Here is a 13,819-nt window from a genome sequence, read left to right as displayed (position 1 = left end):
GCGGCTGCCCAATGAACCACACAGGGTGCCCTTGCCAAGACTGAATGGGGTTTCATCGATGGCTCCGGTCGGGTTGATGGGCAGCGATCAGTATTTGTCAAAAGATCGCTGCTCGGTATCCCTAGGAAATGGGCGCGGCCACAGCACCCTCTCGGCGATGCGCCCACCGGTACAACAGCGGCAGCACCAACAAGGTCAGCAAAGTTGACGACAGGATGCCCCCGATCACCACCGTGGCCAGCGGCCGCTGTACCTCAGCCCCCGTGCCAATGGCCACCGCCATGGGCACAAAACCCAGGCTGGCGACCAAGGCCGTCATGAGCACCGGCCGCAGGCGCGTCAAAGCCCCTTCACGGATGGCCGGATCCAAAGCCAGGCCCCCTTCACGCAGGCTGCGGATGCAAGCAATCATCACCAGCCCATTGAGCACCGCCACACCCGACAGGGCGATGAAACCCACGCCCGCCGAGATGGACAGCGGGATGTCGCGCAGCCACAGCGCCGCCACGCCACCCGTCAGCGCAAAGGGCACGCCCGTGAACACCAGCAAACCATCTTTGACATTGCCAAACATGGCGAACAGCAGCACCAAGACCATCAACAAGGCCACCGGCACGACGATGGCCAGGCGGCGCGAGGCCGATTGCAGCTGCTCGAAGGTGCCGCCCCAGGTGGTCCAGTAACCGGCAGGCACGCTGACACCAGCCTCGATCCGGCTCTGGGCTTCACCCACGAAGCTGCCAATGTCCCGGCCCCGCACATTGGCAGTGACCACCACGCGGCGCTTGCCCTCTTCCCGGCTGATCTGGTTGGGGCCAGGGGTGAAGTCAAACGTGGCCACGTCGCCCAGTCGCGCGTGGCCCGCATGTTCGCCTGTTTGGTTCGCGGGCAAAAGAATCGGTAACTGCTCCAAGGCATCCAGGTCACTGCGCAAGGCTTCAGGCAGGCGCACCAGGATGTCGAAGCGGCGGTCGCCTTCGAACACCGCACCGGCTTCGCGGCCACCCAGCGCGGTGGCCAAGGTGTCTTGAATGTCACCCACGTTGAGCCCCAGGCGCGCGGCCTTTTCGCGGTCAATCTGAACCGACAGCATGGGCAGGCCCGTGGTTTGTTCAACCTTCACATCCTCGGCACCCGGCACCTTCTCCAACACCTTGGCGATTTGCTCGGCGGTTTCATTGAGCGTGTCCATGTCGTCGCCAAACACCTTGACGGCCACATCGCTGCGCACACCAGAGATCAGCTCGTTGAAGCGCATCTGGATGGGCTGCGTGAACTCGTAGTTGTTGCCCGGCACCTTCAGCACCGCCGTTTGAAGGGCCTCGATCAGGTCTTGCTTGGACCGCTTGGGATCGGGCCATTGATCTCGCGGCTTGAGCATCACAAACGTGTCGGCCACGCTGGGGGGCATGGGGTCGGTCGCGATCTCGGCCGTGCCCATCTTGGCGAACACCGTGTCCACCTCGGGGAAGGCTTTGATCGTGCGCTCCAGCTGGGCCTGCATCTCGATGGCCTGGCTCAGGCTGGTGCCCGGGATGCGCAACGCGTGCAAGGCGATGTCGTGTTCATCCAGGCTGGGGATGAATTCACTGCCCATGCGCGTGGCCATCAACGTGGCCAGGGCCACGGACACCGCCGTGATGGTGAGCACCAATGGTGGCCGTGACAAGGCTTTGTCCAACAGCGGCTCATACGCCCGCTTGGCCCAGCCCATCAGGCGATTCTCTTTCTCGCTGACCGGGCCGGTGAGCAGCAAGGCCACGGCCGCCGGCACAAACGTCATCGACAGGATCATGGCGCCCAGCAAGGCCGCCACCACCGTGAAGGCCATGGGGTGGAACATCTTGCCCTCGACCCCGTTCAAGGCAAAGATGGGCAGGTAGACCACCATGATGATGAGTTGCCCGAACAGCAGCGGCCGACGCGACTCCTGCGCCGCCGCGAACACTTCGTGAAAGCGCTCGGCCTGCGTCAAGGGGCGGCCATGGCGGGCTTGCGCATGCGCCAGGCGCCGCACGCAGTTCTCCACGATCACCACGGCGCCATCGATGATGATGCCGAAGTCCAGCGCGCCCAGGCTCATCAGGTTGGCGCTGACCTGCTGGGTCACCATGCCCGTGAAGGTGAACAGCATGGCCAGGGGAATCACCAGGGCTGTGATCAAGGCCGCGCGGAAGTTGCCCAGGAAGGCAAACAGGATCACGATGACCAGCACGGCGCCTTCGAACAAGTTTTTCTTGACGGTGGCAATCGCCTTGTCCACCAGCACGGTGCGGTCGTACACCGTCTTGGCAATCACGCCCTTGGGCAGTGATTTGTTGACCTGCTGAAGGCGCGCATCCACCGCGCGCGACACGGCGCGGCTGTTCTCGCCGATCAGCATGAAAACGGTGCCCAGCACCACCTCCTGGCCATTCTCGGTGGCCGCGCCTGTGCGCAGCTCCTGGCCCAGCACCACCTCGGCCACGTCACGGATGCGCACGCTGACCCCTTGCGCCTGCTTGACCACGATGGCGCCGATGTCGGCCAGGCCCTTCAACTGGCCGGGTGCGCGGATCAGGTACTGCTCGCCACGCCGCTCGATGTAGCCAGCACCCACGTTGGCGTTGTTGCGCTCCAGGGCGGTGACGAGGTCTTGCAAGCTCAGGCCGTGTGCCGCCATCTTGGCCGGGTCGGGCGCCACCTGAAAGGCTTTGGCATGGCCGCCCACGGTGTTGATCTCGGTCACGCCGGGCACCGTGCGCAGTTGTGGCTTGACGATCCAGTCCTGGATCTCGCGCAGGTCCATCGGGGTGTAGGGCTGGCCATCGGCCCTGAGGGCGCCGGCTTGGGTCTCCACGGTCCACATGTAGATTTCGCCCAGGCCTGTGCTGATGGGCCCCATGGATGGGCTCAGGCCAGCAGGCAGATTGGCGCGCGCTTCCTGGAGGCGTTCATTCACCAGTTGGCGGGCGAAGTAGATGTCGGTGCCATCCTTGAAAACCACGGTCACCTGCGACAGGCCATAGCGCGACAGGGAACGCACTTCTTTGAGGCCCGGCAAACCCGCCATCGTGGTTTCAATGGGGAAGGTCACGCGCTGCTCGGCCTCCAAGGGGGAGTAGCCCGAGGCCTCGGTGTTGACCTGGACCTGGACGTTGGTGATGTCCGGCACCGCATCAATGGGCAGCTTCTGATAGCTGAACACCCCAAGGGCCGCCATGGCCAGCGTGGCCAGCAGCACCCACCAGCGCTGGGCAATCGAGAAGCGCAAGGTGCGTTCAAACAAGGTGGTCGATTCAGTGGTCATGGCTGGCCCCCGCCTTGCCCAGCTCGGCCTTGACCACAAAGCTGTTCTTGGCGGCGTAGTGCTCGCCTGCGCTCAAGCCACTGAGCACCTCGACCATGCGCCCATCGCTGCGGCCGAGCTCCAAGGGCCGAGCTTCCAGTTGCTGGCCGTAGCGGCCAAAGACCACCTGCCAGTCGCGCACGGTTTGCAAGGCATCCACCTGCACGGCCACGGGCACCTCGGCTTGGCTTGAGGTGACCTCCACCTGCACGGGCAAGCCTGGGCGCCACAAACCTTGAGGGTTGGGCAACACCACCCGCGCCATGGCGCTGCGGGTCTGCTCACCCACCAAAGCGCTGACGTAGTGGATGGTGCCTGCAGCTTGTGCCTCAAAGGCCGATGCTTTCACCTGCACGGTGAGCCCCGCGCGGATGACGCCCAGGTCCTTGGTGGCCACGGGCACTTCCACCCACACCGATGACAGGTCGGACACGGTGAACACCGCCTCGCTCTCACCCACCGACTGGCCCACGGTGATGCGTTTGTCGGTGATGATGCCGTCAATCGGCGAGCGCAACTCGAAACGCGTCAAGCTGCCGCTGCTGGCGGACGTGGCGCCCAGGTGGCCCAGCTTCTGACGGGCGTTCTGCTCAGCGATCGCGGCCTCTTGCCAAGCCGCACGCGCCTGCAGGTAGTCTTGCTCAGCCGAGATCTTCTCTTGCCAAAGCTTCTTCTCACGATCGTGGGTGGCTCGGGCCATTGCCAAGCGCTTTTGCGCGGCCGCCGCTTCAGCGCGTTGATCGGCCAATGCTGGGCTGGACAGCACCGCCAAGACCTGCCCCTTGCGAACGCGGTTACCCGCGCTGACCAGCACGGCCTCGACCAAACCCGCCAGACGGGGCACCACCTGCACAGTGCGGTCACCGTTGTACCGAACCTCGCCCAACAGGGCCAGTTGGGTGCTGATGTGCGCCGGGCCCGCCACGGCCAGGGTCACGCCCGCCTGCTGCAGTTGGACATCGCTCATGGTGACGCGGGCTTCTTCCTGCTCGTAGGCAAAGCGGTGGGACTGGCTGCCCTGCACGGCTTCGATCGTGACCTTGAAGGAATGGGGCTCGACCACTTCGGCGTCGCCGCGCAAGTAGTCGCCCTGGGGTTTGAACTGGATGAGCTGCGGCGCACGGCCAAGGCGTTCCAGCGTCAGCTTCACGCTGGTCTGGCCGGGTGCCACCGGCTTGCCGTTTTGATAAGCGTAGAGGCGGAACTCGGGTGGCACGCCATCTTCGAAGATGGTGACTTCCAGGCCATGGGCGCCCGCGTTGAACAAGCGGCCGCCATGGGGTCCTTTGGCGGGCTTGGCCTTGCCTGCGTCTTCATGGTGCTCCTTGTCCGCGTGGCCTTCGGCCTCCGTGTGTTCGGCATGGCCGTGGTCATCATGGGCCGCGGGCTTGTCCTTCTGAAGGATTGCCCAGCCCAGGGCCGCACCAAGGGCGACGACCACCAAAATGGCCAGCCAGGATTTTGATTTCTTGGGGTTGTTCATGGTGTGATCAATCTTTGTTCAGGGTGGGCTCGCCCAGCAGCTCAAGCAAGCGGGCGTCGGCCTGGTAGGCCTGGGCAGCGGCGCTCAGCGCCAGGGCTTCTGCCTCGAAGAGGGTGCGTTGCGCATCCAGCACGTCCAAGTAGCCAAACTTGCCCAGCTCGTAACCTTTGGTGCTGGCCGCGAAGGCCTGCCGCGCGGCGGGCAGCACTTTGTCGCGCAGCGTCTGGGCCTGTGCCAGGGCCGAGGTCAGTTGCGCCAGGGCCTGGGTGGCTTGCGCCTCAACGCTGGCGCGCACGGCTTCCAGCTCCGCCCTGGCCTTGTCTTCGCGGCGGCTGGCTTCCAGGATGGCGCCCTGGTTGCGGTCGAACAGCGGCAGCACCAGGCTCAGGCCCAAGATGGGCTGATCGCGGCCCAATTGCTCATCACGCTTGGCACCGAGCGACACCGTGAGGTCGGGCATACGGCGCGCCCGCTCCAGATCGCTCATGGCTTGCCTGCGGGTGATCTCTTGTTGCGCCCGGGCGATGGCGGGCGAGGCTTCCAATCGCTGCGCCAAGGGCTCCCAAGCGCCCAAGGAGGGCAAGCGCTGAAGGTCAGCCTCGACCCGGTCAAACTTCACACTCGGATCACCCAATGCCAAACGCAGTTGGGCCACGGCCCCTCGCCAATCGCTTTGGGCCACGGTGGATGCCGACAGCGCCTGGGCCTCGGCCACTTGCGCCTTCAGCTCTTCCACCGGCGAGACCTTGCCGGCCATCACCCGCTTGGACGCCGCCTCGCGCGCCTGGGTGGACAAGCGGCCCAGCTCATTCGACAGCCGCACCCGCTCTTGCGCCACGGCCGCGCCATGAAACGCCGCCATCACCTGCGACCGGACCTGGGCCCGCCGTGACACCACATCGAGCTCGGCCTGGCCTTGCGCTGCCTGCGCCGCGCTGATGCGGGCCGATCGCTTGCCGCCCAGCTCAAAGGGCTGGTTCAGCTGGATCGTGGTGGTGCGCGTGGCTTGGCGCTTGTCTTCCACCAGGGTGGACAGCTCGGGATTCAGCCAGGCACCGGCTTGTTGCGTGGCACCTTCGGCCGCCTCGCGCTCCAGCACGCTTGCGCGCAGATCAGGGTGCTGAGCCAACGCCGTGGCCAGGGCCGATTCCAGGCTCAGGCTTTGCGCCCAGGCCGCCTGGAAAAAGAAGGGAACGCACAGGGCCGCGCATGCCGCCCAGGAAAGATCAAACCGTCGCATCGAATTCTCCGCACATCAGCAGGGGGACATTCGGCGAACAGGCACGGCGCATGGTCAAGATGGGTGGCTTGCCACCCGCCTCACATGGCCAGGATCACATCAAGGTGTGTTCATTCAGGACCTGTCTCGCCGACTCAGGGCAAGACGATCCAATTGGGGCGTTCAATGCGGGTGGCATCGAAGGAGGTGTAGCCCGCCAGCGGCGAGGCCACCAGCTCGGCCTGGGGCATGGGCAACCCAGGCAATGGCATGGCGGCTGGCGGCAAAGACAGCGCCGAGCAGCAATGGTGATCGTGGTCGAGCATGGCCGAGGCCGGGTTGTCGTTTTGGGCCTCACCACCAGGGTGATCACTGCTGGCATCGGCGTGGTGCTGGTGCTCGTGGTGACCCAGGTGATGCGTTTCGCCCTGGCTGCTTTCGTGCAGGCAATACGGCTCCACGGCCGCCCAGACAGCCTGGAGCGGCAGCAGTACCAACAGGAAAATGGCGATCAGGCGACGCATGGCATCAGTATATCGGCAGCTTGGTCAGGACGTGTAGCGAAGCAAGCGCAGGCCATTGGCCACCACCAGCAAGCTGGCACCCACGTCCGCGAACACCGCCATCCACATCGTGCCCAAGCCAAGCAGCGTCAAGACCAGGAACACCGCCTTGATGCCCAGGGCCAGCACGATGTTCTGCACCAGCAGCTTGTGCGTGCGGCGCGACAGGCGCACAAAGCGCGGCAGCTTGCGCAGGTCGTCGTCCATCAAGGCCACGTCGGCGGTCTCGATGGCCGTGCCCGTGCCTGCGGCACCCATGGCAAAGCCGATGTCGGCGCGGGCCAATGCGGGCGCATCGTTGATGCCATCGCCCACCATGCCCACTGAAGCGCCCTGCCCGATTTTGTTGGCAATCACCTGGAGCTTGTTCTCGGGCAGCATGTCGCCGTGGGCTTCATCAATGCCCACTTGCCCCGCGATAGCACTGGCCGTGTGGGCGTTGTCGCCGGTGAGCATGACCGTCTTGATGCCCAGCGCGTGGAGTTCGGCAATGGCCTGGCGGCTGCTGTCCTTGACCGTGTCGGCCACCGCGAACAGGCCGAGCACACTTTGCTCGTCGGTCAGCAAAATGACGGTTTTGCCTTGCTTTTCCAAGGCAAACAAACGGGCTTCCAGCTCAGCAGAGCAACGGCCTTGCTCATGGATCAAGCGGTGATTGCCCAAGTGGTAAACCTGGCCGTCGATGATCCCCTTCGAGCCACGCCCGGGCAAGGCTTCAAAGCCCTCCACGTTCTTCACCACGATGGCGTCTTGTTGGGCGGCCACCGCCACGGCGCGAGACACCGGGTGATCGGAGCGCCCAGCCAGGCTGGCGGCTAGAACGCGAACCTCTGATGCGCCGTGGCCATTCAAAGCCACGAAGTCGGTCTGCACCGGCTTGCCGTGGGTGATGGTGCCCGTTTTGTCCAGGGCCAGCCACACCAGCTTGCGGCCCTCCTCCAGGTAGGCGCCGCCTTTGATCAGGATGCCTTGGCGCGCGGCCGCGGCCAGGCCACTCACGATGGTCACCGGGGTTGAGATCACCAATGCACAGGGGCAGGCGATGACCAACAGCACCAGCGCTTTGTAGACCCAGTCAAACCAGACGCCACCGAACAGCAAAGGCGGCACGATGGCCACGGCCAGCGCGATGGCGAAGACCACGGGCGTGTAGACGCGGGCGAACTGGTCCACAAAACGCTGCGTCGGCGCTCGTGCACCCTGCGCTTCTTCGACCGCGTGGATGATGCGGGCCAGCGTGCTGTCGCCCGCCGTGGCCGTCACCAGGTATTCAAAGGAGCCGGATTCATTGATGGTGCCGGCAAAGACCGCATCGCCCTGGGCCTTGTCGACCGGCAAGCTCTCGCCCGTGATCGGTGCCTGGTTGACCGTTGAGCGCCCGCTGGCGATGGTGCCATCCAGCGCGATGCGCTCGCCCGGTTTGATGCGCACGCGCTCTTGCAAGGCCACCGACTTGGCGGCCACCTCCTGCCAGCTGCCGTCCGCCTGCAAGACGGTGGCGCGCTCGGGCGCCAACTGCATCAGGCCCTGGATGGCGTGGCGAGCCCGGTCGAGCGATTTAGCCTCGATCAACTCAGCCACCGTGAACAACACCATCACCATCGCCGCTTCGGGCCATTGGCCCAGCACCAGCGCGCCGGTCACGGCAATGCTCATCAGGGCGTTGATGTTCAGGTTGCCGTTGCGGATGGCCACCCAGCCCTTTTTGTAGGTTGTGATGCCGCAAGCCAGCACCGCGGTCAGCGCCAGCAAAGCCGCCACCCAGCTTGGCAAGTTGAGCCAGTGCGCGGCCTCGGAACCGAGCGCGGCCACCCCTGCCAGGGCCAGTGGCCACCAGGGCTTGACGGGCCCCGGAGCCGGCTTGGCACCTGAAGACGCGCTGTTGGCCACCTCCGGAGTGAAGCCCAGGGATCGAACCGCCGCAAGGATCGATTCGAGGGCCAAGGGCTCGTGCGTCACCGTGAGCACGCGCTGCATCAGGTTGAACTCCATGCCCGAGACACCGGCCACGCCGCCCAGCTTCTTGCGCAGCAGCGCCTCCTCCGTGGGGCAATCCATCTGCATGATGCGGATGGGCGTCTGCCTGCCGGTGCCTTTGGCCAAGGTGGCGCCTGCCACCACGGCAGCTGTGGTCGTCGCCCCGCAGCAAGGCTCATGGCCATGCGCGTGGCGGTGTGAATGGTGTTCAGGATGAACTGACATGGGCAGGGGTTTGGCGTTTCAGCCATTGCAAAGCTGAAGCTACTATAGAGCCAAGAGGTTTTTGGGAGCATCCGCCACTGCCGTGCGCGGGACATGAGCCACGAGGAAAAAATGCACAACAAGGATCAATGGGAAAAGGTGTATGCCACCAAGGCGCCAGACAGCGTGAGCTGGTTTCAGCCGCATGCCGACATGTCGATGCGCCTGATTCGCGCGGTTGATCTCGACCCCGACGCCGCCATCATCGACGTGGGCGGGGGCGCCTCCACGCTGATCGATGACCTGCTGGACGAAGGCCACACCAGCCTGACCGTGCTGGACCTGTCGGGCGCAGCCTTGGCAGAAAGTCGTCGTCGCCTGGGTGCCCGAGGTGCGTCCGTGACATGGCTGGAGGCGGACATCACCCGTGCTTCGATCGAGCCCCAAAGCATCGCGCTGTGGCATGACCGCGCCGTTTTCCATTTCCTGACCGCCCAGGAGGACCGCGTGGCCTACGTGGGGCAGCTCTTGCGGGCCCTCAAGCCAGGCGGCCACGTGGTCATGGCCACCTTTGGCAGCAACGGGCCCACCCAATGCAGCGGTTTGCCCGTCATGCGTTACGCGGCAGACGAACTGCATGCCGAGTTTGGGGAGGCATTCACCCTGCTGGCGCATGAAGAGCAGCTGCACCACACGCCGTTTGGCACCGACCAGCAGTTCATCTACTGCCTGTGCCGAAAGCGGCTCACCTGAAGGCCTTCGCTGATGATGGATAGCGCTCGTTCACCCAATCGGGGTGCTTCCACACAATGCGCAGATCCCGGTGCCGCCACGCATCCACCCACATCGACAAGAACTCGCCAAACACCAGGTGCAGCGGGTTGAGCGAACGCGGCGGCCGGGCACTCACACCATAGCGGATCTCACCTGCCTCACGCTCATCCACAAAGGTGCCAAACAGGCGATCCCAGATGATGAGCGTGCCGCCAAAATTGGTGTCGATCTGGCGCGGGTTGCGGCCATGGTGGACGCGGTGATGCGATGGCGTGTTGAACAGGTATTCGAACCACGCCGGCAAGCGCCGAACCACCTCCGTGTGGATGAAGAACTGGTAGAACAGGTTCATCTCGAACGCAAGCACAACCAGGTTCTTGTCGAACCCGATCAATGCCTGCGGGATCGTGCTGAGCAACACCACCCCCGACAAATCAAACATGGGCGTCTGCCGCAAGGCGGTCGACAGGTTGTAGCGCTCGGAGCTGTGGTGCACCGCATGCGCAGACCAGCCAAAGCGCACGCGGTGCATGAAGCGGTGTGCCCAGTAAAAAAGCAGGTCCGTCAGCACGAACACCAGTGCGAAATCCAGCACCACGGACGGTGACCGCCAGCTCAAACCCCACTGCCGCACCCAGTCGTAGAACACCGTCACCACCAGCGCGATGAAGACGCCATCTACCACTTTGTACAAAACCCCGGTCGAGAAGTTCGCCAAGGTTTCCTTCGTGTCGTAGGCATCAGGACGCTGCTGGCGGATCAGGTGCCGCCGCTCCAGCAGCACCAAGCCGATGAACACCGAACCGGCGATCAGGATGAAATACAGGGCGTGCAGGAAGTCGGTCACCGGCCATCTCCAAATCGTGTCGTTGATGGCGCAACTTTAGAGACGCTGCCCCGCAATGCATCGACAATGCATGCCAATGTTTTAACCATCCATGCCAAGCCATGTCTTTCCTGATCCGCGTCACCGGCGCGTGGACGCGCCTGCTCACCGACTGGCTGGACCGCGAGTCCATCGATGCCCGCCGCCTGCGGGCCGCCGTGAACGCACACGCGATGGACGATGCCGTGCCCATGGTGACGTGGGCCGCCATGCTGGATGAAGCTGCCGCGCTTCGCCCTGAGCGCCCCGCCCCTGGGCTGGACATCGGGGCGGGCGTGGCTGCTCGCCATGTGGGCGCGCTGGGCTACCTCGTGACGGCCTGTGACACCTTGGGCGATGCCCTGGTGGCCTACCAACGCTACGAACGCTTGTTCTACGGGGTCGGCATTGCGCAGGTGCACCCCACAGGGGCGGATGTGAGTTTGAGCTGGCCCCCGGGCGGCGGCGGCGCCTTGGCGGATGAGGTCGCCATCGCGGCGCTGGTTTCGTTCATGCGGCAGCAGGCCGATGGCAAGGCGTCGCCCAACCAGGTTCACTTCCTGCACCCGGCCAGTGCCGAACGCCAGGCCGCCAACGAACGCTTTTTTGGCTGCCCCGTGCTGTTCGAGCAGCCGCGCACGCTGGTGAGCATCCCCCTGCCCTTGCTGGGCCTGCCTTTGTCCAAGCGCGACCCCATGCTGAGGGAGTTGCTGGAGCGACAGGCGCAGGCTTTGCTGGACGCGCTGCCCGACCCCAACGCGTTTAACCAGTCCGTGCAGCAACTGCTGGCACGCCTGCTGCCCGAGGGGCAGGTCTCGGTGGACAAGGTGGCCGCCAGCCTGCACCAGTCCACGCGCACTTTGCAACGGCGGCTGGCAGACAGCGGGCTGTCGTGGCAAGAACTGCTGGACCGCACACGCGAGCAACTGGCGTGCGGCTACCTTCGGGATCTTGGCTTGTCGCTGGCAGAGATCGCCCTGCTGTTGGGCTACAGCGAGCAAAGCGCCTTCACCCGGTCGTTCAAACGCTGGACCGGCCTGACGCCCAGGGCTTTCAGGGCGCAGGCGAAACAAGGGCGGTGATTGCCGCGAAAAATCTTTCAGGCCCATGTCGATTTCAGGCAGCTTGATTCGTCGTCATGGTGATCAGGGCCATGCGGCCTTCAACCCGACTCAAGGAGAAACAGCAATGCGTGTCATGGTGATGGTCAAGGCCACCGGCCAATCGGAAGCAGGCGAAATGCCCAGCACGGCGTTGATGACGGCCATGGGCCTGTTCAATGAAGAGCTCGTCAAAGCAGGCGTGCTGATGGCAGGCGAAGGGCTGCACCCCAGCGCCCGGGGCAAGCGGGTGCATTTCTCGGGAAGCCAGCGAAGCGTGACCGACGGGCCTTTCGCGGAGACGAAAGAACTCGTCGCCGGGTTCTGGCTGTGGCAGGTCCGATCCATGGACGAGGCGGTTGAGTGGGTCAAGCGCTGCCCCAATCCGATGGATGGCGAGTGTGAAATCGAAATTCGGCCGCTGTTCGAGGCGGCCGGTTTTGGCGCTGAATTCACCCCTGAATTGCAGGCGCAGGAAGAGCGGCTGCGCCAGCTCACAGGCCAATGAAAAACCCAAGTGATTGATCTTGATCAATCACCCTGGTGCCCAGCCCGCTTGGGCCATTTTTTGGCGCGCTACTTGCAACTAACTTAGGTCGCCAGTTTCAACGACCGCGAAAGGCAGCGCCATGGTTACCACGCACCAAGAACGGGCCAGCATCGAGCTTTTGACGGTCTATCAAGTCAGCAAGATCCTCGGGTCCTCCCTCGACATTTACAAAACGTTTCGGGAAGCCCTCAATGTCATGGTGTCCATGATGGGATGGCGACGGGCCATCGTGAGCCTTCAAACCGAGGAAGGCTCCCTGGAGGGCATGTGTGCGGTGGGGCTGTCGCGTGAAGAGTCGGCCAGGCTGGTGTTTGCCGTGGGCGAAGGCATCGTGGGCCGGGTTTTCGCCAGCGGCTTGCCCATGGTCGTGCCCGACATCCAGGCTGAACCACTTTTTCTGAACCGAAGCGGTGCGGCGGATCAATCGCCCAGCGAATCGATCGCCTACATCGCCACCCCAATCAAGGCCGACCGGCGCACCCTGGGCGTGTTGACCATGGACCGGCCGGTCACCGACCGATCCGGCGTCTTTGACGAAGACTTGCGACTGCTATCGATGGTGGCCACCCTGATGGGCCAGAACCTGCTGCTGCACCGAAGTGTGAGCGCGGAGCAAGGGCGCTTGTACGATGAGAGTCGGCGCCTGTCCAAGGCCCTCAAGCCCGTGTACAAACTCGACACGGCCATTGGCGGATCGCCCCGCATGCAGGAAGTGTTCGCCGAAGTGCACCAGGCGGCGCCCACCAAGACCACCGTCCTGCTGCGCGGCGAAAGCGGCACCGGCAAAGAGGTGGTGGCCCGCGCGGTGCACAACTTGTCGCCGCGCAAGGATGAGCCCTTTGTCCGTGTCAACTGCGCGGCGCTGACTGAATCGCTGCTTGAATCAGAACTGTTTGGCCATGAGAAAGGCGCCTTCACCGGCGCGGTGAACACGCGCAAGGGCCGCTTTGAGATGGCGCATGGCGGCACCCTGTTCCTGGACGAGATCGGTGACATCTCCGCCGGTTTCCAGGCCAAGCTGCTGCGGGTGCTGCAGGAACGTGAATTCGAGCGGGTGGGCGGCACCGCCTCCATCCGCGTGGACGTGCGCATGGTGCTGGCCACCAACCGAAACCTTGAAAAAATGGTGGCCGCGGGCGAGTTCCGCGCCGACCTGTATTACCGCATCAACGTGGTCAGCATCTTCCTGCCGCCACTGCGTGAGCGCCGTGAAGACATCCCCTTGATGGTGGAGCACTTCCTGGCCCGCTTCAACCGCGAGAACAGCCGCAAGGTCAAGGTGACGCCGCGCGCCATGAAGGTTCTGAGCAGTTGCTACTGGCCGGGCAATGTCCGCGAGTTGGAGAACTGTGTGGAACGCACGGCCACCATGTCCCACAACGAAGACTTGACGGACCTGAGCTTTCCCTGTCATGACAACCGCTGCTTGACGCAGGTGCTTCACCACGTTGACCGCGAAGACGCCGTCAAACCCGGCCGCCCCATCGGCATCCCGATCACCGAAGCGCCCTTGCGGCCCACCGTGCCTTTCAAGCCCTTGGACAGCAGCGAAGTGGATGACGATCATGGCCCGGTGCCCACCACCCCCTCTTCCTCCGACGACAAGCCAGACGGAGAGCGCGAACGCCTGATTTGGGCGATGGAAAAGTGCGGCTGGGTGCAGGCCAAGGCCGCACGCCTGCTCAACATCACGCCCCGCCAGATGGGCTACGCGCTGCAGAAGCACGACATCGAAGTGCGCAAGTTCTAGCCTCGT

Annotated in this window: 10 protein-coding genes; 4 read left to right on the top strand and 6 right to left on the bottom strand. The window is 64.2% G+C overall.

The genetic code is table 11. The annotated features are described in order from the left end of the window. Nucleotides 1-121: 121 nt before the first annotated feature. The 5 genes from PSV38_RS16615 to PSV38_RS16595 form a co-directional block, all read right to left on the bottom strand. Nucleotides 122-3,268 carry a CusA/CzcA family heavy metal efflux RND transporter gene (locus tag PSV38_RS16615; RefSeq protein ID WP_300549422.1) on the bottom strand — a complete coding sequence of 1,049 codons (3,147 nt, stop codon included), beginning with the start codon at nucleotides 3,266-3,268 and terminating at the stop codon, nucleotides 122-124. A gap of 10 nt (nucleotides 3,269-3,278) precedes the next feature. After that, nucleotides 3,279-4,811: an efflux RND transporter periplasmic adaptor subunit gene (locus tag PSV38_RS16610; protein WP_300549335.1), complete on the bottom strand. Its 1,533-nt coding sequence runs from the start codon at nucleotides 4,809-4,811 to the stop codon at nucleotides 3,279-3,281. A 7-nt stretch (nucleotides 4,812-4,818) separates the two neighbouring features. After that, entirely contained in the window at nucleotides 4,819-6,051 is a 1,233-nt protein-coding gene (locus tag PSV38_RS16605; protein WP_300549333.1) for a TolC family protein, read from the bottom strand. A 134-nt stretch (nucleotides 6,052-6,185) separates the two neighbouring features. After that, nucleotides 6,186-6,554: a DUF2946 family protein gene (locus PSV38_RS16600; protein WP_300549332.1), complete on the bottom strand. Its 369-nt coding sequence runs from the start codon at nucleotides 6,552-6,554 to the stop codon at nucleotides 6,186-6,188. 24 nt (nucleotides 6,555-6,578) lie between these two features. Continuing rightward, nucleotides 6,579-8,657, bottom strand: coding sequence for a heavy metal translocating P-type ATPase (locus PSV38_RS16595; RefSeq protein WP_300549420.1), 2,079 nt, complete (start codon nucleotides 8,655-8,657; stop codon nucleotides 6,579-6,581). A 231-nt stretch (nucleotides 8,658-8,888) separates the two neighbouring features. Between PSV38_RS16595 and PSV38_RS16590 the strand changes: the two genes are divergently transcribed. Beyond that, entirely contained in the window at nucleotides 8,889-9,527 is a 639-nt protein-coding gene (locus PSV38_RS16590) for a class I SAM-dependent methyltransferase (protein WP_366526667.1), read from the top strand. On the opposite strand, the gene PSV38_RS16585 is transcribed toward PSV38_RS16590, so the two are convergent. Beyond that, nucleotides 9,520-10,395, bottom strand: coding sequence for a sterol desaturase family protein (locus PSV38_RS16585; protein ID WP_300549331.1), 876 nt, complete (start codon nucleotides 10,393-10,395; stop codon nucleotides 9,520-9,522). The two genes, PSV38_RS16590 and PSV38_RS16585, sit on opposite strands and share 8 nt — an antisense overlap. A 101-nt stretch (nucleotides 10,396-10,496) precedes the next feature. Here PSV38_RS16585 and PSV38_RS16580 point away from each other — a divergent pair, with 101 nt between their 5' ends. From PSV38_RS16580 to nifA, 3 genes are all read left to right on the top strand, one after another. Further along, complete coding sequence (locus tag PSV38_RS16580; RefSeq protein ID WP_300549329.1) at nucleotides 10,497-11,495, top strand: AraC family transcriptional regulator; 999 nt, start codon at nucleotides 10,497-10,499, stop codon at nucleotides 11,493-11,495. A gap of 157 nt (nucleotides 11,496-11,652) precedes the next feature. After that, the gene (locus PSV38_RS16575) at nucleotides 11,653-12,021 is read left to right on the top strand and encodes a YciI family protein (RefSeq protein WP_300549416.1); all 369 of its coding nucleotides are present in this window, start codon (nucleotides 11,653-11,655) and stop codon (nucleotides 12,019-12,021) included. Nucleotides 12,022-12,142: 121 nt separating this feature from the next. Next, nucleotides 12,143-13,813: a nif-specific transcriptional activator NifA gene (gene nifA, locus PSV38_RS16570; RefSeq protein ID WP_300549328.1), complete on the top strand. Its 1,671-nt coding sequence runs from the start codon at nucleotides 12,143-12,145 to the stop codon at nucleotides 13,811-13,813. Nucleotides 13,814-13,819 lie beyond the last annotated feature (6 nt).

Source organism: Aquabacterium sp., assembly GCF_029946005.1.
Taxonomy (GTDB): Bacteria; Pseudomonadota; Gammaproteobacteria; order Burkholderiales; family Burkholderiaceae_C; genus Aquabacterium.
The sequence above is the reverse complement of the archived record's forward strand: the minus strand, read 5'-3'. Positions and strand labels throughout refer to the sequence as shown.